The organism is Methylobacterium sp. ME121, from assembly GCF_000974725.1.
Lineage (GTDB): Bacteria > Pseudomonadota > Alphaproteobacteria > Rhizobiales > Beijerinckiaceae > Methylobacterium > Methylobacterium radiotolerans.
Genome location: NZ_BBUX01000025.1, coordinates 53687 through 75398, shown reverse-complemented (window position 1 = coordinate 75398; position 21712 = coordinate 53687). Strand labels below are relative to the sequence as shown.

Here is a 21712-nt window from a genome sequence, read left to right as displayed (position 1 = left end):
GGTTGCTGTCGGCGCACGTCCCGAAGGTCAAACGCAATCGCGAACCTCGTCTTCAGGGCGGCATGGAGACCATTTTGGAAATGGGTGCCCAGCTAAACGCAAGCCCGACCGTGGAATATCGTTCCGTAGCGTCGCCTCATGCGAATGGCCGATCGCAGCTGGTAGCGTCCACTTACGGGATATTGCCAGAACCATCTGAATGACCGGGATGGGCGCGAAGACGAATGTCCGGTGTTGCGCGCTCCAGCGGTACGGCGTGACAAAGTGGGGCCGAAAGCGACTGGTCCGCTTCGGAGAACTCCCGCGGGAAAAGCGGACAGCCTCCTATCGACCCGTTTCGGCCCTTCCTGGCAACCACGAGGCATCCCGGAAGCAGACATGGCCTGACGGAGCCCAGATGCCCGTGTTGGGCAGGCAGGAACCCTTCGCGAGGGTCGATAGGTTGTCCACTCTTTGAGCGAAGGGGCCTAAGCTCGGCCTCATGCTACCTCGGCACGACCGAGGGTTTGCTGAGACGAGGTGAACATGCTGACCGACGTCGAAGCCTACAGCGTCGTTGCAACTCCGTTCCAGCGCGAAGTTGCGGATCGGTTCGGCGTACTACCGAACTTCTTCTGCACGGCTCAGGCCGCACCCGGCTTGGTCGAGGAGCTGTGGGGCTTCGCCAAAGCGGCCTACCTCGATAGCCCGCTGCCCGCCCGCTTCAAGGAACGCCTGTTCGTCCACCTCTCCCGCTTCTGCGAGGTGCGGTACTGCATCGTCCGCCACGTCGGCTTTCTCATCGGCAACGGCAGGCCGGCCGGTGACGCCGATGCCTCACATGAGACCGTCGACGAAGTCGTCGCGCTTCTGAGGCGGCCTATTCCGGACGCGGTAAGGCTGGCCGACGCGCTGGCTCGGCTCGCCGCGCGCGACGAGAACTCGCCCATTCCCGAACCGGGCTCTCAAGCGGAAGCCGACCTCTTCGACGCGCTGACCGTGATCTTCGTCGAGCCGGGCATTTCCGAGCGCGCGCGTGTGGCCACGCGGGCTGCGGTCGGCGACGCTAGGTTCGAGTTGCTGGCAGCCTATCTCGCCTTCATCCGCACCGCACATTACTGGACCGAGACCCATCCCGAGCTGGCCTACGAGCCGGACATGCTCACGGTGATGGAGGCACGCGCGGACCTCACCGCGCTACTTCTGAACCCGTCGGACGCCGAGCGCGTGAAAGCCGGGCGGGACCTGCGCCAGGTACTGACCGAGTTGCAGCGGACGGAGGCGGCGCTGCGGGAGAGTGAGGAACTCCGCCGCATCGCGCTTGAGAGCGGCGGGATGGGCGCCTGGCAGTGGGACACCCGGGAGCGGTCGGTCCGAGCCGATGACGTCGTCCAAAGGCTATGGGGCGTCTCGCCCTCCGGTCAGCCTCATTCAGTTTCGATCTACGCCGATCTGATGCAACCCGAAGGCGTTGCTTTGCTCGAAGCCGTGATGACGAGGGAGACCAGCCCTGGAGAGGAATTCCAGGGTGCGGTTCAGGTGGCCAGCGGCGCGAACGCCGGACGCTGGGTGCAATTGCGCGGCTGCGCCGAGCGTGAGCAGCCCTGGATCATCAATGGGGTCAGCTTCGACATCACCGACGAGAGGATCGCGAACAAGCGTCAGGAGGTCCTCGTCAACGAGCTGCAGCACCGGGCGCGCAACCTGCTCGGCGTCGTCACGGCCGTGGCGGGTAAGACGCTGCGGCAGGGTAGTACGGTCGAGTCGTTCGAGGAGCGGCTGCAAGCACTCAGCCGCGCCCAGGCGCTTCTCAGCCAAGCCGGCAGCGATACCGTTGAGGTTGGAGCGATGGTCCGGGCGGAACTCGCTGCCTACGCTCAAGATAGATCGGAGAGGGTGTGCGTTGGCGGTCCTGAGGTGCAGCTCACGGCAAGGCAGGTGCAGAACTTCGCGCTCGCCCTGCATGAGCTGACCACCAACGCGGTGAAGTACGGGGCGCTGAGGGGCGGCACCGGCAATCTTGACGTCACATGGGAGGTGCTGTTCGACAGGCGTGATCGCCGCCGGCTTGCACTGAACTGGGTGGAGAGCGGCGTCGCCTGCGAACCGGAAAAGGTCACGCGCCGGGGGTACGGGACTGAACTGATCCAGGAGGCTCTAGGCTACGCCCTGGAGGCCGATGTCGACTACGAGCTAAGCGCGGACGGCGTGCGCTGCCGTGTCGAGATGCCGATCAATCAGCCCGAGTGAACGCGCACCCGCGCAGCTCAGTTAGCCTCAAGGAGGGGGGCTACACGAGGACCTTTCATGCCCGACGCTGTTCCGTCACTCGCTGGCCGCCGCGTCCTGATCGTCGAGGACGAATACCTCATCGCCATGGAGGTGAAGCGTTGGCTGCAGCATGCCGGGGCCAAGGTGGTCGGCCCGGTGCCCACCGTGCAGCGGGCCCTCGACCTAATCGAGGACGACGGCATCGACGCGGCCGTGCTTGACCTCAACCTCGGCGACAAGGCCACGGCCCTCCCAATTGCCGACCGCCTCAGTGCGCTTGGCGTACCATATCTTTTTGCCACCGGAGACGTGCAGCTCGGGCAAGGCTCCGGCTACGAGGATCGGCTGCGACTGGAAAAGCCGTTTGTGGAGGCGGAGTTGGTGCGCGCGGTTGGGAAGCTCGTCGCGCCAGCTTAAGTCACGCGCGCACGCCGCCCGAGGTTTCCACCCCATACAATGGCGTCCGCTTGTGCGCATTGGCGCCCATAAGCGGACCGGCAGAAAACCACCCCGAGCGGTCATACGGCGAGCGCCCCGTCCGTGATCACCGGGTCGAGCACGGCTGCAAATCGTTCATGCCCGCGGATAGCTCCCTCATTCGGTTTGGTTCGGCGACGCCCTAGGTGAGTTTGAAAGGGAGGCCGACCACGTGGAGCAGGACAGCGGCGAGGATGACGGGCAGCCTGCCGCCCAGGTGCGAAAGCCCATCTCCAGACCTCTCGATCTCCTGAACTTCCTGCTGATCGACGTGAACGGGGCGATCAAGCCCTACCTCAACGTCTACCTCTACGTGCATCGCGGATGGGACGACGCCTCGGTCGGACTGGTCAGCACGGTGTCAGGCATCGTCGGCATCGTGGCTCAGACACCCATCGGGACGGCCATCGACGCAGTGCGGGACAAGCGAGTCATCCTGCTCGGCGCCCTGGTCGCGCTCTCGCTGGCCACGCTCCTGGTCGCGCTCTTCCCGCAGTTCTGGCCCGTGCTCGCGGCTTCCTGCGTGTTAGCCGCCGTCGGGGGCATGCTGAGCCCGGCCATCGCAACGCTGACCCTCGGCCTTTTCCCGGCCGACAGGCTCGCCCGGCGCTTCGGCCGCAACGCCGCACTGGAGCGGACCGGGAACGTCGCCATCGCCGTGCTAATCGGGTTCGTCGGTTGGCTGTTCCCGGACCGGGCGGTCTTCCTCTTGGTCCCGGCCTGCGCCATCGTCTCGGCCGCGGCGCTCTACTCGATCCCGCGAGGTGCCATCGACGCGCGTCGAGCCCGCAGTGGCGGCGAGGGTGAAGGCGAACAAGCCCCGGCCGGATGGCGAGCCCTGCTGACCTGCCGGCCGCTCATGATCTTCGCCGCCTGCGTGGGTCTTTTCCATCTTGCTAACGCGCCGCTGCTGACCCTTGTCGCTCAGGAGATCGGGCAAGCGCGCCCTGACTGGTCGTCGGTCATCGTGTCCGTCTGCATCGTCGGCGCGCAGGCGGTTATGGTGCCGATGGGGCTCATCGTCGGCCGCCGGGCCGAACATTGGGGCCGTAAGCCTCTTCTCGTGATCGGCTTCGCCGCGCTGCCCGTGCGCGCCTTGCTTTATCTCGTCTGGCGCGACCCGTATTGGCTGATCGCGGTCCAGTGCCTCGACGGCGTCGGCGCCGGCCTGCTCAGTGCGGTGAAGCCCTTGGTGATGGCCGACATCACCCGCGGGACCGGCCGCTACAACGCCGCCCACGGCCTGATCGGGACCGTTCAGGGCGCGGGCGCTTCCCTATCGTTCGTGATCGCCGGAACCTTGGTCCAGCAGGCGGGGTTCGATGCCGCCTATCTCGCGTGCGCCGCCGTCGCGGCGGTCGCGCTCGGGGTGCTCGTGGTGATGCTGCCGGAGACCGCCCCCGGGAAAGCCTTGGAGCTGGCCGGCGACGTGACTGCGGGCGGTACGACCTGACACGGCGTGAGGAGGGGCGGTGAAACATCGGAACTTCGTCAGGGGCTGCCAGCGATTCACCGCGACGCTGGCGGTGGTCCTGTCCCTTGCCCTGCCTGCCGCCGCCGCCGGGACGCTACGCAGCACCTACATCGACCCGGAGGCGATGGCGCTCCAGCGCGTCCTACCGCCCCCGCCCGAGGCCGGTTTGGAAGCAGCCAAGGCGGACTTGCAGACCGTGGAAGCCGCCGTCCGTGCCCGCACGCCCGAGGACGAGCGCCGCATCACCGCGAACCTGCCGTGCACCCTCGACCGCTTCACCGGTGTGCTCGGCCCGGCCTTCACTGCGGAGACGATGCCGGTCACCGCAGCGCTGATCGAGCATGTGTTCCAAGACGGCGAACTCGCCGTGCTGGCGGCCAAGGCCGCCATCGCCCGGCCGCGCCCCTATACGGTGAAGCCGGACCTCGCCACGTTCGGCCATCGCTCCGACAGCACGTCCTATCCGAGTGGGCACGCCACGTTCGGGTATCTCGCGGCCACGGTGTTGTCGCGCCTCGTGCCCGAGAAACGCCAGTCGCTGTTCGCGTTCGCGGCCTCCTACGGGGAGAACCGCATGATTGCCGGAACCCATTTCCCGTCAGACCTCGAAGCCGGGAAGATCGCCGCGGCCGTCATCGCGGAGGTGCTGTTCCACGATCCTCGCTTCGAACGGGATCTCGACCGGGCGGCCGCGGAGATCGCGGCCCAGGGAGCGTCAGGTCGTTGAGGCGGACGCCGCTTCGGTCAGGATCACGAAGGCGGGAGCCGGGTTGCGACGCCCGCCCGCGTGTCCATCTCCGATTCCAAGCACCCCGGGCGTCCGCGCGCCCTTCGTCGCCGCATGCACTTACCCCGGAGACAGGCCGCTCGACGTCCGAGCCCCGAACGACAGGAGGCCGACTATGCACTACGTCACCAAGGAGAAGGCGGCCGACGGGCACTTCATGGTCAAGGTCGCCGGTCGGCCAGTCATCGAGACCTGCGAGAAGCGTCAGGCCAAGAAGCTCGTCCGCGCGATCAGGAGCCTGCGCCGCCTGAAGAAGGCCAGGAAGCAGGCGGGAGCCTGGCGCCTGTACTGAATGCCGGGCGGTCGGGCCGGGGGGGGGCCGGCTCGCTCAGACGAGCCTCATATCGCCCGGCTTGAGGCCTAGGCTCCGTGTCAGGTCCCGTGAGAGGGCGCTGGGATATCGACGCGTCAGGACCGAGGTCAATCGAAACGCTCAGGACGCCCCCGCTCACGTGCGAACTCCGAATCGGCCGTGAAGGCGAGCTTGACGCTCCACGGCCCGATGCGTCCGGCCTTGGTCTGGGCGAGGAGCCGGGAAGGTCAGCGAATGGCTTGCATACAGGTCGGAGATAGCCCCAAGCACCGCGTTTGGGGGTAGCTTATTCGAACGGCGCGGCAGGCGATGGCACTGCTTCAACTCGGGTTGCAAGGGCGAAGGGGTAGCCTATTCCGTCAACCGGGGGACGTTAAACCCTATTTGGGGCATGTTAAACGCGCTCCTGACAGCGGCCGGGCGCCGAGGCGCAGGCCGAACTGCAGCATGTCGAAGGCCGCCTCGGGCCGGCGCCACTTGGCGGCCTCGTCGCACCACGCGGCGCCGAATTGCGGGCCGCGCAGGGCGTCGGGCTCCTCCGCCGAGAAGGCGAGCGCGACGGCGCCGTTGCTCCACTCCACCCGGCGGCGGCTCGGCGACCAGGTGGGCCGGGCCCGCCCCCGCGCCGGCAGGCCGAGCAGGCCGGAGGGCCCCTCGACCATCACGTCGCGCACGTCGAGATGGGTCTCGCCCACCAGGGCGATCCGCCCGACCGGCGCGGCCGCGAAGGCCGGGTCGCCCCGCGCGAGGGCGTCGACCCACTCGGCCCCGGTGCGGGTCTTGCCGCTGCCGCGGCCGCCGATCACCGCCCAGGTGGTCCAGGGCTCCGCGTCGGGCGGCGGCAGCTGGTCCGGCCGGGCCTGGTGCAGCCAGTCGCCCGCGAGCGCCCGGAGGAGATCCGGCGGCAGCGTCCCGAGGAAGTCAGGCAGCCGCCCGGCCGCCGACAAAGCCAGCAACGCGTCGCGCGATCTCCGCGCGCAGGGCGGGCAGGTCGGGTTCGGGTTCGGTGCCATCGCCCCCTCCCCCGCGGCGGCGCGCGCGCCCGCCGCATCCACCGTGTCGAGAAGCCGCTTGAGCCCGCCGAGGTCGCGCAGGACCCGGGCGGAGTCGCGCGCGCCCGGCCCCGCCCCGCTCAGCGCCGCGTCGAAGGCGGCGATCTGCCGGGCGATGTGGGCGCGCAGACGCGCCCGCAGGGTCGCCGGATCGGCCGCCGGGTCGCCGCGCCCGGTGACCGCCGGCGGCAGCGGCAGGTCCACCCCGAAGGCCGAGGCCATCATCCCCGCGTCGAGCCGGCCGAGACCCAGGACCTCGGTGACGTCGCCCGGATCGGCGCCCGGGGTGCAGAGCAGGCGGATCAGGGCGGCGCGGCGCGCCGCCGGCCAGCGCCGCGTCAGGAGTCGCGGCCGCAACCGCCGCGGCCTCGGCCAGCCGGCCCGGGCGTTCCAGGTGCGGACCGTTCTCGGATGGACGCCGAGGCGGTCCCCGATCGCGTCGAACGTCAGGTCGGTCTCCCGCAGGAGCGTCAGCGCCTCGGCGCGGCTGTCCGCCCGGCCGGGAGGGGGTGGCCACATCGGCGTCTCTCCGCACACGTCTCGACCGTGCCGAGGTGATACCCCGACAGCGCGCCGGTGTCAAGTGTAAATTCCTAATTTGCGGCGGTCATAGGATTTAAGGCAGGGCGCGGAGCCTCAACCCTCCCAGTGCGCCACGCCGCCGTGGCGGGAGCAGGTGCCGCGATGCGTGTGGCTGAAGCTCCACGTGCCGTCCCGGCACTTGGCCGTGGCCCCCGCGGGCTTCCCGCCGTCGAGGCTCTTGGCCGGCCGGTGCACGTCGGACCCGTCCCGGCTGCGGTAATGGCCGTGGCGGTCGAGGGTCCGGTCGTCGGGCTCCGAGAACGGCCGGGCGACGGCGCTGCCCGACAGGCCGATGAGGACGAGGCCGGCGAGCACCGGCCAGCGGGCGGCGCTCCGAGGGGGGTGACGGACAGGGCGCCGTCCGCGGCGGGCGGCGCTTGTCGCGGTCGGGGCAGGCAGCACGGTATCCTCAAGGTTGTGTCTGATGCCAAAAGACACAACTGAGACGAGGCGTCACGCACGATCTACGGTTATCCCATGACCGGCTACAGGTTGTGCGCGGGGGATGTGGCCGGTCCGCCGGCCGGGCCACGCGGCGGGTCGTTCGACCTGTGCGGGCCCGCACGACGGCGGGATGCTGAACGGGCTCGAAAGGTATTGCCGCTAATGTCCCGCTGACTGGCGGATCTGAAGGCGGTTCAGGACCGGAACGGCCGTCCGGTCGACACGTTGACCGGCGCCATCCGCACGCAGGCGTCGCCTTTCACGCAGTTCGTCAGAGTGAATCGGGTACAGAATGGTCGGTGAGCCACCAGGGTCCGGCGCGGAAGACTCGCCGGGCAACGGCCCCGCGGGGAACCCGGGTCGGGGTCCGGCACAGGGTACCGCGGAAGCCGCCGCCCTGAGCGACAGCTTCAAGCGATTCGCCGACGTCGTGCCGCTGATGATGTGGCGCTCGGACGAGGCCGGCCACGCGATCCACCACAACGAGTGCTGGCTGGAATTCACCGGCCGCCCCCTGGAGGCGGAGCTCGGCCTCGGCTGGCGCAGCGGGCTGCATCCCGAGGATTTCGAGCGCCACGCCCGGATCGTCGCCGAGGCCTTCGCGACGCGGGCGCCGTTCACCGTCGAGTTCCGCCTGCGGCGGCACGACGGCGAGTACCGCTGGCTCCTCGACACGGCCCGCCCGCTCGTCGAGGACGGCCGGTTCCAGGGCTATCTCGGCTCCTGCTTCGACATCACCGACCGCAAGCACGCGGAGGAGCATATCGAGCACGCGCTGGCCGAGAAGGAGGCGCTGCTGGCCGAGGTCTATCACCGGGTCCGTAACAACCTCCAGGTGATGGTCAGCCTGATCGGCCTCTACGGGCGGGCGGCCCCGGACGCCTGCCGCGGCAGCTTCGAGGCGCTGGGCCAGCGGGTCCGGGCGATCGCGCTGGTGCAGCAGCACCTGCACGAGGCACCGCACATCGCGTCGATCGACCTCAAGGACTACCTGCACCGCCTCGCCTCGGGGCTCGGGCAGCTCCGGCGCGCCGGGCGGATCGGCGTCCAGGTCGGCGGCTCCGGGAACGGCCTCGTGGAGCCGCGCACCGCCAACGCGCTGGGCATGATCGTCGCGGAGATCGTGGCCGAGTGCCTCGACGCCACCGCCGAGCACGTCGCCTGCTCCATCGCCATCGACATCGAGGCCGGCGCGCCCCTGCGGCTCGCGATCGTCTCGGGGGTGAGCGACATGGCCGAGTCCGGACGGCCGAACGTCCCGAAGCTCGGCCCCCGCCTCATCGCCGCCTACGCGGCGCAGGCGGAGATCACCGTGGCGGGCGATGCCAGCCCGGGCGATCCCCTGTGGCTGACCCTGCCGCCGGCGCGGCCCGGCGCGCAATGAGCGCCCGCGGCGCCGGACCCCGTCGCCACGGCGGCGCGGCCGGCCTATAGCGGCGCAGACCTCTCCGGACCCGGCCGAGCATGCTCCCTCCGATCGACACCATCATCGAGAATTTCGAGATCGTCGAAGACGACGACATGCGGCTCGAATACCTGATCGAGCTCGGCCGCGCCCTGCCGCCGATGCCCGAGTCGGAGCGGACCGAGGCGAACCGCGTCCACGGCTGCGAGAGCCAGGTCTGGATCGACACGCGCGCGGAGCGGGCGGACGGCACGCCGCGCCTCGTCCTGCACGGCTTCAGCGACTCGTTCATCGTGCGCGGCTTCGTGGCGCTGATGATCGCGCTCTACACCGGCAAGACCCCCCGGGAGGCCGCCGAGACCGACGGCCTCGACCTGTTCCGACAGCTCCGCTTCGGCGCCCACGTCACGTCGAAGCGCTCCAACGGCGTGCGGGCGATGGCGGAGCGCATCCACCGCGACGCGGTCCGGCTCGCCGCCGAGGCCTGAGCGGCCCGGGCGGCCTCACCCCCGCCAGAGGCGCAAGCGGGCCCGGTCCGGCCCGGTCGCCTCCCGCTCCAGACCGTAATGCTCGGCGAGCCGCCCCAGGGCGATGCGGGCCACGACCTTGGCGGACCGGGCCGGCCAGCGCCGCTCCGCCTCGATCCGCTCCAGCCCCTTCAGGAAGCCGCAGAGGTCGATCAGCAGGCCCGAGAGGTCGCTCCCGACCGCGTCGAGGGCGCCGCGCACCCGCTGCCGGGCCGCGATCACGTGGTCGGCCGCGGAGGCCGGGTCGCGCGGGCCGCCGCCGTCGATCCGGGGCGCCCCGAGATCCGCGCCCATCCGCGGCAGCAGGGCGGCGGCGGTCATGTCCCGCCGCAGCCGCTCACCGGCCTCGAAGGCGGCCGCGTCGATGAGCGGCGCGCCGTCCCGGTCGCGCCGGCGCACCATCCAGGCCAGGGGGTTCTCGGCGGCGTTGCGCAGGGTCGGTCCGGCGCCGCCCTGCACGACGGCCAGCTCCCGGTGCTGGTCCGCGAAGGCCAGGTCCCCCGGCCTGGCCTCGCGGCGCAGGCGCGCCCGCCCGGCCTCGCTGATCGTCAGGCGCGTGCCGGCCGCGTTCCACGTCGCCAGATCGGCCGCCGCCAGGGCCCGCCCCGAGGCGGCCGCGAAGCGCCCGCTCCCCACCGAGATCCCGTCGCCGCCCCGCCGGGTCACCAGCGCCTCCTCGACGAGGGGGTCGGGCCGCGCGTAGGCGCCCGGCTCGCCGAGCCGCGCCAGCAGGCGCGACGCCTCCGCCGGGAGGTCGCCCGCGGCGGCGCCGCGCGGGCGGGCCCCCGCGGTGGCTGAACGGCCGCCCCTGAAAGATTTGTTCATGTTTTGTTCCGTTCATGCTACGACGGACGTGCGAAGCCCCCAGTGTCTCAGGAAAACTTAGAAGGTCAAGGCTTTTTTACCTACAACCCACAGCTATCTCGTGGCGGCGCGCGTCGGAGGCCGGTGCAGGGCGTCGGCGATCTCGTCCTCGGACTTGCCGCGGACCTCGTAGCCCATGGCCTCGAACCGGTCGATCAGCGCGTCGCTCTCGGCGGCGGAGCGCGCCGCCCAGACGGCGAGGATATCGTTGACGCGCTCAAGGTCTGCGGCGGGTTGATCGTCCTGCGGATCGGGCTGCGGATCGGGGATCGCGTCCATGTCGGCACCTCGGGATCGAACCGGCGACCGTGATGGGTGCCACGGCCGGCGGTTCAACGCCCGAGGTCGGAACCGGCTCCCGGCCAAGCCGGTCTCGCCGCCCGCGGCCGCCCTCAGAAGTCCCGCTGCACGCGCGCGCGCACCTGGATGACGTCGACGTGGCGGGCGGTCGAGACCGGGTTGGCGGGGTTGTTGACGTAGGCCGCGTTCTGGTTGGGATACCGGCCCAGGTCGAGGATGCGGCCGCTCCGGGGCCCGTAGCGCGTGTAGATCGCCTCGACGCCGATATCGAACTCCTTCACCGGCGACCAGATCAGGTTGGCGCCGGCGACGAAGCGGTAGCTGTCCCGCAGCACTTGGCTCAGGTCGAAGAACCGCGTCCCGGGGGTGCCCGGCCCGGTCCCGGTCACGCCGAAATAGGCGCCCTGCGCCGCGCGGGCGCCGCGGGCGAAGCTCAGGGCCCCGTAGGAGCCGAAGAAGGCGGAGCGGACCGCGGGCGTCCAGTAGTGCAGCATCGCCGCCGTGAACGAGTAGCTCGTCGACAGCTGGAGGCGCTGGGTGAAGGGATTGATGACGCCGTCGTTGAAGAACTGGGAGAAGGCCGCCCCCTGCACCGCCGTGGCCGACTGCGCCCAGGGGCCGTTATAGGCCGGCAGGCCGGTATACAGGGCGGTGCCCTCCCCGTAGGCGCCCTGGAGGTAGAGGGTGTCGCCGGTCGCTATCGCCGGCAGGTTGATCTTCACGCCTCCCTGCACGGCCCAGCCGAGGGCGGAGGCTCCGCCGGCCGGAGCGCGGTTGTTGCCCACCGAGACCGGCGCGCCCAGGTTCGAGCCGGCGAACGCGACGCTGCTGAGCAGGCCGTGGTTGACCTCGTGCACGGCCCCCGAGAGCTGCGCGGAGCCCCAGGACTGGTCGGAGCGCAGCACGCCGACGAGGTCCGGCATGCGGCTGCGCTGGACCGTGTCCACGAAGCCCACACCGGTCGGGCGGCCGGCGGCGTCGTACCCGACGAAGATCGGGGCGACGGGGTTCCCGGGCGAGAGGATCGCGCCGGGGTTCGGGAAGGCCGAGGCCGGAGCGTTCTGGGACGCGTAGACCGGCGTGCGGCGGAACATCGGGTCCTCCACCGATAGCGAGGCGGACAGCCCCTTGCCCAGCGTCGCCGTGTAGGCGGCGAGGTTGGTCGAGGGATTGTCCGAGCCGATGGTGGAGACGATGAACTCGAAGTCGTGGGCGTAGAAATCGAAGAACGACGAGGCGCGGCCGGCGGTGATGCCGGCGAACTGGATGAACGCCTTGTCGACGTTGAACTGCTGCTGGGCCCGCCCGAACTGGTCGACGCCAAGGGCCGGGAAGGCGCCGCCGATCCGGTTCAGCGCGCCGGCATGCATGGTGGCGAAGCCGGTCCGGCTCCCAGCGTCGAGGCGCAGGAAGGCGCGCAGGGTCCCGTAGGACGTCTGGGTCCGGGCATCGAGGTTGATCCGGAGCCGGCCCTGGTAGCCGCTGTAATCCCCCGGGGTGGCGGCAGCGGTGCCTGAGCGGCTGTAGGAGGGCTGGTAGGCGTACTCGAAGCGCGCGCGGCCGGAGAGGCGCAGGCAGGTATCCGTGCCGGGGATGAAGAAGAAGGCTTGGCCGTAGGCCGAGCAGATCCGCACGTGCTCGATGAGCTGCGATTTTCGCCGATCGGGAAGTTCCGCCGCCGCCACTGGCAGACTCAGCACCCCCGCGACACCCGCCAGAACGCCCGTTGTCCCACGCTTCGTACGATGTTTCCGGTAATCCGCAGACACAACATGCATCGAATCGGCCATTCCACCATCCGCACATCCCCCTTTAGGTCGGACGGATCGCGGCGCCGGATAATCCCAGGCCGGTTATCTCAGGCCTGTGCTCGGCTCGACTTGTCACGACCTGTGCAGCACCCGAGGCGATCCGGTGCCGGGACGCGGCGGAAAACGGCCGCTGCGCCAAGCCCCTGGCGGGTTCGCGGTCCCCGCCGAGACCGCCCGATCCGGCCGCCCCGGCGCGGCTCCGGACGCCGCTCCGGCGCGGGACCGGACGCGCGGATCCCGTCCGCGGCCCGGCCGTTTCCCGCGCCACCGATGCCGCGAGGCAACGGGTCGGCGCCGGTCCCGCGGCCGCGCCGACCCGGCCGGCGGCACAGGGCTCCCGCCCCGGCCCCGCCTCCGGACGCCTTGCATCCGCGCGCCCGGCGGGACACATCCGCTCACCCGGACGCGACACCCGCGCGCGACAGGACCCGACGGGAGAGACGATGACGGAGATCGGCCACGGCTTGCTCGCTCACAGGACCGGCGCGCCGGTGGCCGAGGCCCGGCCGCGGCGCTTCAGCGTCCACGGGCAGGAGATCATTGACGACTACGCGTGGCTGAAGGCCGAGAACTGGCAGACGGTCCTGAAGGACCCGGCCGCGCTGCCGGACGACATCGCCGCCTACCTGAAGGCCGAGAACGCCTTCGCCGAGGCGGCGCTCGCCGGGAGCGCGGAGCTGCGGCGCCAGCTGGTCGCCGAGATGCGCGGGCGGATCCAGGAGGACGAGAGCGGCGTCCCCGAGCCCGACGGGCCCTTCGCCTACTACACGCGCCATCGCGAGGGCGGGCAGCACCCGCTGATCTGCCGGCGGCCGGCCACCGCCCCCGACGTGCCCGAGTCGGGGCCGGACCCGGACGAGACGATCCTCATCGACGGCGACCGCGAGGGCGAGGGCCTGCCGTTCTTCGAGATCGCCGCCGCCGTCCATTCCGACGACCACGCCCGCCTCGCCTGGAGCGTCGACACCAAGGGCTCGGAACTCTACACGATCCGGGTGCGCGACGTCGCCACCGGCCTCGACCTCGACGACCGGGTCGAGGCGACCTCCGGCGAGGCGGTCTGGGCCGCGGACGGCGCGAGCTTCTGGTACGTGGCGGTCGACGCCAACCACCGGCCCGCCAAGGTGATGCGCCACCGCGTCGGCACGGGGCAGAGCGAGGACGAGACCGTCTACACGGAGGCCGACGCCGGCTACTTCGTCCACATCGGCAAGACGCAGTCCGGCGCCTTCCTCGACGTGACGGTGAGCGACCACGAGACCTCCGAGGTCCGGCTCCTCGACCGGCACGCGCAGGACGCCCGCCTGCGCCTCGTCGAGCCGCGCACGCCGCTGCTGATCTACGGGGTCGAGCACCGCGGCGACCGCCTGTTCATCCGCACCAACGCGGACGGCGCCGAGGACTTCAAGATCGTCACCGCGCCGCTCGACGATCCGGGCCGCGCCCACTGGACCGACCTCGTGCCGCACCGGTCCGGGGTGATGATCCGCCACCTGCACCTGCTGGCCGGCCACCTGATCCGGCTGGAGATCGAGAACGCCAGGCCGCGGATCGTCGTGCGCGACCTCGCCGACGGTACCGAGCACACGGTCGCTTTCGCCGAGGAGGCCTACTCCCTCGGCCTGCGGGCCGGTCTCGCCTTCGACACGGCCACGATCCGCTTCGTCTACTCGTCGATGACGACCCCGTCGGAGACCTGGGACTACGACTGCGCGGCCCGCACCCGGCTCCTGCGCAAGCGGCAGGCGGTGCCGAGCGGCCACGACCCGGCCGCCTACGTGACCCGGCGGCTCTTCGCCACCGCGCCCGACGGCGAGCAGGTGCCGATCTCGCTGCTGCATCGCCGAGACCTCGCCCTCGACGGCGGCGCGCCGCTGCTGCTCTACGGCTACGGCTCCTACGGCACGCTGATGCCCGCGGCGTTCCGCACGAACCTGCTGAGCCTCGTCGACCGCGGCTTCGTCTACGCGATCGCCCATATCCGCGGCGGCACCGAGAAGGGCTGGCGCTGGTACCTCGACGGCAAGCGCGAGAAGAAGCCCAACACCTTCACGGACTTCATCGCCTGCGCGCGGGCGCTGATCGAGGCCCGCTACACGTCCGAGAAGCGCATCGTCGCCCACGGCGGGTCGGCCGGCGGGATGCTGATGGGGGCGGTGGCCAACCTCGCGCCGGAGCTGTTCGCCGGGATCGTCGCCGACGTGCCCTTCGTCGACGTGCTCAACACCATGCTGGACGCGGAGCTGCCGCTGACGCCGCCGGAATGGCCCGAATGGGGCAACCCGGGCGAGAGCGAGACCGCCTTCCGGACGATCCTGTCGTACTCGCCCTACGACAACGTCGCCGCCAAGGACTACCCGGCGATCCTGGCGCTCGGCGGGCTCACCGACCCGCGGGTGACCTACTGGGAGCCGGCCAAGTGGGTCGCGCGGCTGCGCGCCACCATGACGGGCGGCGGGCCGGTGCTCCTGCGGATCAACATGGAGGCCGGCCACGGCGGTGCCGCCGGCCGGTTCGACCGGCTGGAGGAGGTGGCGCTGATCTACGCCTTCGCGCTCATGGCGGTGGGCAAGGCCTGAGCGCCGCGCGGGCGCGGCGCCCGCGACGGGTGCTGCGCCCGAGGCTCTCGGGGTGATCGCCCCCTTCCACACCCTCATCCCGCGGTGCCCGCCCCGGCGGGCCTCGGAGGCGGGCTCCGGGGGTCACCGTGGGCTCTGGACGGCCCCTTCGCGGCCTCCGCGTCGCCCCGGTCCGTCGGGACGCGGCCGGGGCTTCACGGCCGGGCCTCGGCGGGCGCCGGCGGCTGGGCGACCCCCTCCTCCGGATTGCGGGCTCGCTTCGCCGCCTCCTCGGCGGCCTTGTCGGCGGTGGCCTTGTCGGCGGCAGCCCTGTCGGCGGCGGCCTTCTCGGCCGCGGCCTTGAGGGCCGCCGCGCGGGCGCGGTCCATCTCGATCCGGGCGCGGCGGCGCTGACGCTCCACCTGGTCGGCCTCGGTCAGCTCGATCGTCTCCAGCTCGCGCTGGAGCACGAAGGCCGCGAGGCCGTTCGACAGGGTGCCGACGTCGAGCGCGCGCTCCGGCGCGCTCAGGGGCCCGGTCAGGCCGAACTGGACCGCGGGCGGACCGGCATTCCAGCCGCGGGGCACCGGGCCGCCCACGAGCGTGCCGCGGACGTCGAGGCGGCCGGCGCGCAGGTCGTAGCCGACGGTGCCGGCCCAGCGGGCCGGCCCGAGATCGAGGTCGAACGGCCCGGCCCGCAGCACGCCCCCCACGACGGTGGCGGCGGCCCGGGCGGATCCCCGCGCCTGCGCGCCGCCCCGGGCGAGCTCCTCGGTGACCAGGGCCTGGAGTCGCCCCTCGCGGAGCGGGTCGTCCATCTCGGCCGCGCGGGCCAGCGCCCGGCCGAGGGCCGCGGGATCGGCCGCGGGCAGGCTCAGGTCCGTCAGGGTGAGCGCGCCGCTGCCCGAGAGGCTGTCGGCGAGGCCCGACAGGGTCTCGGCCGTGGCGGCGAAGCGCAGGTCGGCGCTCAGGCGGCCGCCGAACGGTCCGCCGGCCAGGATCGGGAGCGCCGCGTCGTCGAGGCTGCCCGAGCCCGAGACCGAGGCCCCGGCCCCGGGCCGGGCGACCGTCACCGAGCCCGCGAGCCGGCCGCCGGCGAGCTTGCCGGTCAGGTCGCGCAGGGTGAGGCCCGCGTCGGCGAGGCCGAGGGCGGCGGCCGCGTCGGTGGCGACGAGGCCGCGGCCGAGATCCAGGCTGGCGACGCGGACGTCGAGGGACACGGCCGGGTGGGCGGTCGGCGGCGCGAACGCGCCGTTGGCGCCCGGCGGGATCACCAGGGCGGCGGCGAGCTGCGGGATCGACAGCCGGTCGAGGGCGAGGCGGCCGTGCAGGGCCCCGCCCGCCGCCCGCAGCAGCGTCCCGTTCACCCCCGCGCCCGCCACCGTGCCGGCGAGCGCGGCGGCGGCCTCGCCCTGCTGCCGCGACAGCGTGACGGTGAGGTCGGCCGGCCACGCCCCCGGCGCCAGGGTCGCGGCGCCGGCCAGCGTCAGGAACGGCGCCAGGTCCGCCGTGTCGGCGCGGAGCGTGCCGCCGGTCGGGACGAAGTCGGGACCGACCAGGATCGGGCGGCCGGTGGCGAGCCGCAGGCCCGCGACCGTGCCGTTCGCCGTCAGGGCGAGGGCCTGGCCGTCCGGCCTCTCGGCGGTCAGGTGCAGCTCGGCGGGCTGCTGGAGCCCCGGGATGTCGGTGCGGCCGAACCACGGCCCGGCCCGCGGCGCCGCGAGCGTGGCGGTGCCGCCCTCGATCCGCGCGCCGCGGCTCGCGAGCGTCAGGTCGAGGGTGCCGCCACCGGCGCTGCCCCGGGCCTGGGTCCGCAGGGCCGCGGCCGCGCCGCCCTCCCGGTCGAGGGTGACGGCGAGGTCGAGGGGCGCGTCCCGCAGGAAGGCGGGCAGCAGGCGGATCTCGCCCAGCCAGACCCGCTCGAGCAGGCCGAGCAGGGGCGCCGCCGCCGGCGCCTTCAGGCGCCCGGAGACGCGGCCGGTCCCGTCCGCGCCGATCTGCCCGGACAGCCGGGCGCTGGCGCCGGCGAGGTCGGTGACGTCGAGGCTGTCGACCGTGAGGCCGGCGCCGTCCGACTGGATCCGCGCCGCGATCGTGCCGGTGCCGGAGCCCGCGGCGCCGAACCGGACGTCCTTGGCCTCCAGGGTCAGGGCGAGGTCGGTGTCGCGCAGGGTGCCGAGCGCCGTCCCGAGGGGCGGCAGGCCGGCGATGTCGAGGCCGGTGGCGCGGATCTGGGCCTCGAACCGGCCGCGCTCGGTGCCCTCGGCGGCGGTGTAGCGGGCGTTGCCGGTGATCCGCGCCGGCCCGAGGCCCAGGCGCATGTTGCGCAGGGACAGGCCGGTGCCGGCGGCCGACAGGTCGGCGGCGGCCTCGATCTTCCGCCCGTCGAGGAGCGCGACGAGCGGCCCCTCGGCGCCGAGGCGGCGGAGGTAGCGGCCGAGCGCCTCCGAGTCGGGGGCGGCGAGCGCCACCGGACCGGAGAAGCGCAGCGGCGCCGTCTCGACCTGCCCGCTCGCCGTCACGGTGGACTCGGCCGGGCCGGTCACCGCGAAGCGGCGCAGCAGCAGGCCGCCGGCCCGCTCCAGGGTGCCGGTGAGGGCGAGGTTCGACCAGTCCTCGCCGCCCAGAACGGCGCTGCCCACGGTGAGGTCGAGGTCGAGCATCGCCGGCAGGCTGCCGGCCGAGCGCGGCAGGCCGCGGGCGATCAGGTTCTGCCCCTCCGCCGAGGCCAGGAAGGCGTCGAGGTCGAGGCGGCGGGCGTCCAGGGTCAGACCGGCGCGCCACTGGCGCAGGTCGAGCCGTCCGGTGCCGCCGAGCCGCAGGGCCCGGCCGCCGGGGTCGATGGCGAGGTCGATGGCCTCGAACCGCACCTGCGTGCCCCGGGCCTTGAAGGTGCCGGCCAGCGAGAACGGCAGGTAGGCGCCGGCCGCCTGGGTCGGCGGCCCGACGACGAGGCGGGCGGAGCCCTCGGCCTCGACCTGGGTGCCGCCGGCCTCGGCAGGGGCGAGGCCGAACCGCGCGTCCGCCTCGAAGCGCGGCGCCGCGTCGCCGCCGCCCGAGATCTTGGCGGCGAGGCGCCCGTCCGGCCCCGGCGTGCCACTGACCGCCCGGAACGGGATGCCGCCGCTCGTCCCCTCGATCCGCCAGGGCCCGACCAGGGCCGGCGCCTGCAGGCGGAGGTCCTGGACGTAGAGCTGGTCGGTCCGCCCGGTGGCGGGGACCTGCGTGGTGACGAGGAACTGCTGGATCTGCAGGTTCTCGATGGCGAGGTCGCGGTCGCGCAGGGCTCCGCCGAAATCGGGCGGCAGCTTCAGCGTGTCCGGGCCGGCGACCGGGAGCTTGATCTCGGCCCGGCCGATCCGGGTCTCGGTGAAGCGGAACTCGCCCTTCAGGAGCGGCGCGAGGGCGATCTCGGCCTTGACGAACCGGGCATCCAGGCTCGGGCGGTCCGGATCGGTGCCGAGATGCAGGCGGTCGACGCGCAGCCGCGGCGACGGCAGCAGGCGGACCTCGATCCGGCCGTCGGTCCGGACTGGAACGCCCAGGGACCGGGCGAGCGCCCGCTCGACCAGCCCGCGATGGGCCTGCCAGTCGACGAAGGGCGGGACCGCGAGCGCCGCCACGAGAACCAGGATGACGGCGCACGCCAGCGCGGTCAGAAGATCACGCAATGGTCCCGTTCCGCACCATCTCTGCGCGAGGCCGCGACCTCACCGGGCCGCCGTGCCCCGCGTGCCCCCGCGAGTCAGTCGCCACGGCCATAGCACGATAAGCCGCCGGGGGCGCCAGCGGCGATGCCACGGTCGGGAGCGGCTCTCGGGCTGCGCGCGCGAGGCGGCTCGCGGCACGCCGGGCCTGCGGCCTCCGGACCCGGCGCGGGTCCCCTCTCCCGTGGAGGAGAGGGGGCTCGTCGCGCTCCGCGGCTGGCGCCCCCCGGTCGCACACGTGCCGATCCGCGGCCGCCGAGGGGAAGGCGGCGCGCGCCTGCAGACCCCGGATCGTCCCGGCGCGGGCAGCCGCGTTTCATGGCTCCGCCCCCCTTCGCGGCGCGAACGGCCTCGACGCCGTTCGCGATTTGGTCCAGGGAAGCGGGATGCAGAACCGTCCGCATCCGCAGGCCGCCGGGGACGGCGCGCCCGCCACGTCCATCGCCGCCCGCGCCATGGGCGCCCTCCGCCGCGAGGCGGCCGGCTACCTCGAGGGGCTGAACCCCGAGCAGCGCCGCGCCGTCGAGACCACGGAGGGCCCGGTCCTGGTGCTGGCCGGCGCCGGCACCGGCAAGACCCGGGTGCTGACCACCCGCATCGCCCACCTGATCGCCACCGGGCGGGCGCGTCCCTTCGACATCCTGGCGGTGACCTTCACCAACAAGGCCGCCCGGGAGATGAAGCACCGGATCGGCGCGCTGATCGGGCCGGCCGGCGAGGGCATGCCCTGGCTCGGCACCTTCCACGCCATCGGCACCAAGATCCTGCGCCGCCACGCCGAGCTGGTCGGGCTCAAATCCGACTTCACCATCCTCGGCACCGACGACCAGCTCCGGCTGATGAAGCAGGTCATCGCCGACCAGAACGTCGACGAGAAGCGCTGGCCGGCCCGGGCCCTGTCGCACGCCGTCGACGGCTGGAAGAACCGCGGCCTCGGCCCCGAGCAGGTGCCCCCGGGCGAGGCCGCGGCCTTCGCGTTCGGCAAGGGCGGCGCCCTCTACACGGCCTACCAGGCCCGGCTCGCGACGCTGAACGCCGTCGATTTCGGCGATCTCCTGCTGCTCTGCCTCAAGCTCTGGCGGGAGAACCCCGACGTCCTGGCCAATTACCAGGACCGGTTCCGCTACATCCTGGTCGACGAGTACCAGGACACCAACGTCGCCCAGTACCTGTGGCTGCGCCTGCTGGCGCAGGCCCGGAAGAACATCGCCTGCGTGGGCGACGACGACCAGTCGATCTACGGCTGGCGCGGCGCCGAGGTCGACAACATCCTGCGCTTCGAGCACGACTTCCCGGGCGCGGTGGTGGTGCGGCTGGAGCGCAACTACCGCTCCACCGGCCACATCCTGGCCGCCGCCTCCGGGCTGATCGCCAAGAATGAGAGCCGCCTCGGCAAGACCCTGCGCACGGACGACGAGCCGGGCGAGCGCGTCACCGTCACGGGCGCGTGGGATTCCGAGGAGGAGGCGCGGATGCTCGCCGAGTCGATCGAATCCCTCCAGTCCAAGCAGCACCCCCTGTCGGAGATCGCCGTGCTGGTGCGGATCTCCGCGCAGATGCGCGAGATCGAGGACCGGTTCGTCCAGCTCGGGCTGCCCTACCGGGTCATCGGCGGCCCGCGCTTCTACGAGCGCGCCGAGATCCGCGACGCGCTGGCCTACCTGCGCGCCACCGTGAACGTCAGCGACGACCTCGCCTTCGAGCGGATCGTGAACACGCCGAAGCGCGGCCTGGGCGACGCCACCCTGCAGCAGCTCCACACCTACGGCCGCGCCAACCGGCTGCCGCTGCGGATCGCCGCGGAGCGCCTGTGCGAGACCGACGAGCTGAAGCCCCGGGTCCGCTCCACCCTGCGGGCGCTCACCGAGAGTTTCTCGCGGTGGGCGCGGCTCGTGGAATCGCAGCCGCACAGCGAGGTCGCGCAGACCATCCTTGAGGAGTCCGGCTACACCGAGATGTGGCAGAAGGACCGCTCCGCCGACGCCGCCGGCCGGCTGGAGAACCTGAAGGAATTCGTCCGCTCCATGGAGGAGTTCCCCGACCTCGCGGCCTTCCTGGAGCACGTCTCCCTGGTGATGGAGGCCTCCGAGGCCGAGGGCGCCGAGCGGGTCTCGCTGATGACGCTCCACGCCGCCAAGGGGCTCGAGTTCGACACCGTGTTCCTTCCCGGCTGGGAGGACGGCCTGTTCCCGAACCAGCGCGCGCTGGACGAGAGCGGCCGGGCGGGCCTGGAGGAGGAGCGGCGCCTCGCCCATGTCGGCCTGACCCGGGCGCGCAAGCGCGCGAAGCTGTCCTTCGCGGTCAACCGGCGCATCCACGGGCTCTGGTCCTCGACCATCCCGTCCCGGTTCATCGACGAGCTGCCCGAGACGGCGGTCGACGTGGTCGAGGCCCCCGCCCACTTCTCCGCCGGCGCCTCGCGGTTCGACCGCAACCCGGCGCCGTTCGGGTCGAGCTACGGCACGCCGGGCTGGCAGCGGGCGCAGGCCAACACCGCGTCGGGCGGCCGGTCCGGGTTCGGCGCCGCGGGCGGCTTCCGCGCGGCGGCCCCGGGCGGCCGGTCCGGCGGCCAAGCGGGCGGTCCGCGCCAGATCGAGGGCGAGCTGATCGCCAAGTCGACCGGCGCGCCCTCGGCCTTCCAGGCCGGCCAGCGGGTCTTCCACACCAAGTTCGGCCCCGGAACGGTCGCCGCGGTCGACGGCAACAAGCTGACCGTTGACTTCGACAAGGCCGGCCGGAAGATGGTCCTCGACAGCTTCGTCCAGGCCGGATCGAGCTAGTCCCGCCGACCAAGCCCGGACGTGTCAGGGCGGCAGGGTCGGCCGGCTTCGCCCGTGCGGGCGGGGAGGATCGCGATCGTGCCGGATGCCGCGTCACCGCGACACCACCGTCCCGAACCTGATGCATCCGCGCCAGCCGCGCGGCTTTTCCGAAGCCTCTCGACCGACCGTCACCCCTTAGTCACACCCGACGCGCAATCGTCGGGCGCGAATCGCGATGGTGCGTCAGTTGCATCGCGTATTCGGCCGCGCACGGAACGTCGTGACGCTCTCCACAGGCGGACGAGCGCGGGGCGGAACCTTCGGCCTGGGGCCGGTATTAAGTTCCGCAAACGAGTAGACCCGGGAGCACGCAGGTAAACGGCAGTTCAGATACAGATC

General features: G+C 72.4%; 15 protein-coding genes and 1 pseudogene. 10 read left to right on the top strand and 6 right to left on the bottom strand.

What is annotated here, in order from left to right; translation table 11 throughout:
• The 6 genes from ME121_RS33740 to ME121_RS33735 all read left to right on the top strand — a co-directional run.
• On the top strand, positions 1–203 hold a 203-nt coding region (locus ME121_RS33740; RefSeq protein WP_491892847.1), incomplete at its 5' end, for a hypothetical protein.
• Between the two features lie 322 nt (positions 204–525).
• Complete coding sequence (locus ME121_RS17040; RefSeq protein WP_059409248.1) at positions 526–2229, top strand: sensor histidine kinase; 1704 nt, start codon at positions 526–528, stop codon at positions 2227–2229.
• A 57-nt stretch (positions 2230–2286) separates the two neighbouring features.
• Positions 2287–2667: a response regulator gene (locus ME121_RS17035; protein WP_059409246.1), complete on the top strand. Its 381-nt coding sequence runs from the start codon at positions 2287–2289 to the stop codon at positions 2665–2667.
• Positions 2668–2899: 232 nt separating this feature from the next.
• Complete coding sequence (locus ME121_RS17030) at positions 2900–4180, top strand: MFS transporter (protein ID WP_059409245.1); 1281 nt, start codon at positions 2900–2902, stop codon at positions 4178–4180.
• Between the two features lie 187 nt (positions 4181–4367).
• Positions 4368–4928 carry a phosphatase PAP2 family protein gene (locus tag ME121_RS17025; protein ID WP_458472485.1) on the top strand — a complete coding sequence of 187 codons (561 nt, stop codon included), beginning with the start codon at positions 4368–4370 and terminating at the stop codon, positions 4926–4928.
• Positions 4929–5103: 175 nt separating this feature from the next.
• Positions 5104–5280, top strand: a complete 177-nt coding sequence (locus ME121_RS33735) for a hypothetical protein (RefSeq protein WP_164706348.1) — start codon at positions 5104–5106, stop codon at positions 5278–5280.
• A gap of 434 nt (positions 5281–5714) precedes the next feature.
• On the opposite strand, the pseudogene ME121_RS17020 reads toward ME121_RS33735, so the two are convergent.
• Positions 5715–6248 (bottom strand): annotated as a pseudogene (locus ME121_RS17020) (terminase large subunit domain-containing protein); the annotation flags it as partial.
• Positions 6249–6989: 741 nt separating this feature from the next.
• Positions 6990–7250, bottom strand: a complete 261-nt coding sequence (locus ME121_RS17010) for a DUF3761 domain-containing protein (RefSeq protein WP_012321869.1) — start codon at positions 7248–7250, stop codon at positions 6990–6992.
• Positions 7251–7671: 421 nt separating this feature from the next.
• Between ME121_RS17010 and ME121_RS17005 the strand changes: the two genes are divergently transcribed.
• Both ME121_RS17005 and ME121_RS17000 read left to right on the top strand, forming a co-directional pair.
• Positions 7672–8763: a sensor histidine kinase gene (locus tag ME121_RS17005; RefSeq protein WP_012321868.1), complete on the top strand. Its 1092-nt coding sequence runs from the start codon at positions 7672–7674 to the stop codon at positions 8761–8763.
• An 80-nt stretch (positions 8764–8843) separates the two neighbouring features.
• A complete protein-coding gene (locus ME121_RS17000; protein WP_012321867.1) occupies positions 8844–9272 on the top strand; it encodes a SufE family protein in 429 nt (142 codons plus the stop codon).
• A gap of 15 nt (positions 9273–9287) precedes the next feature.
• Here the strand turns inward: ME121_RS17000 and ME121_RS16995 are convergent, their stop codons facing one another.
• From ME121_RS16995 to ME121_RS16985, 3 genes are all read right to left on the bottom strand, one after another.
• Entirely contained in the window at positions 9288–10136 is an 849-nt protein-coding gene (locus ME121_RS16995) for a DUF6456 domain-containing protein (RefSeq protein WP_024828484.1), read from the bottom strand.
• 93 nt (positions 10137–10229) lie between these two features.
• Entirely contained in the window at positions 10230–10454 is a 225-nt protein-coding gene (locus ME121_RS16990) for a hypothetical protein (protein WP_059409242.1), read from the bottom strand.
• Positions 10455–10567: 113 nt separating this feature from the next.
• Positions 10568–12265 (bottom strand): porin, encoded by a 1698-nt coding sequence (locus tag ME121_RS16985; protein ID WP_083374416.1) that lies wholly within the window; start codon positions 12263–12265, stop codon positions 10568–10570.
• A 464-nt stretch (positions 12266–12729) separates the two neighbouring features.
• Between ME121_RS16985 and ME121_RS16980 the strand changes: the two genes are divergently transcribed.
• Complete coding sequence (locus ME121_RS16980) at positions 12730–14865, top strand: S9 family peptidase (protein WP_043074847.1); 2136 nt, start codon at positions 12730–12732, stop codon at positions 14863–14865.
• A gap of 194 nt (positions 14866–15059) precedes the next feature.
• On the opposite strand, the gene ME121_RS16975 is transcribed toward ME121_RS16980, so the two are convergent.
• A complete protein-coding gene (locus ME121_RS16975) occupies positions 15060–18515 on the bottom strand; it encodes an AsmA family protein (RefSeq protein ID WP_059409239.1) in 3456 nt (1151 codons plus the stop codon).
• A 422-nt stretch (positions 18516–18937) separates the two neighbouring features.
• Between ME121_RS16975 and ME121_RS16970 the strand changes: the two genes are divergently transcribed.
• Complete coding sequence (locus ME121_RS16970) at positions 18938–21331, top strand: ATP-dependent helicase (protein ID WP_059409238.1); 2394 nt, start codon at positions 18938–18940, stop codon at positions 21329–21331.
• The last annotated feature ends 381 nt before the right edge of the window (positions 21332–21712 follow it).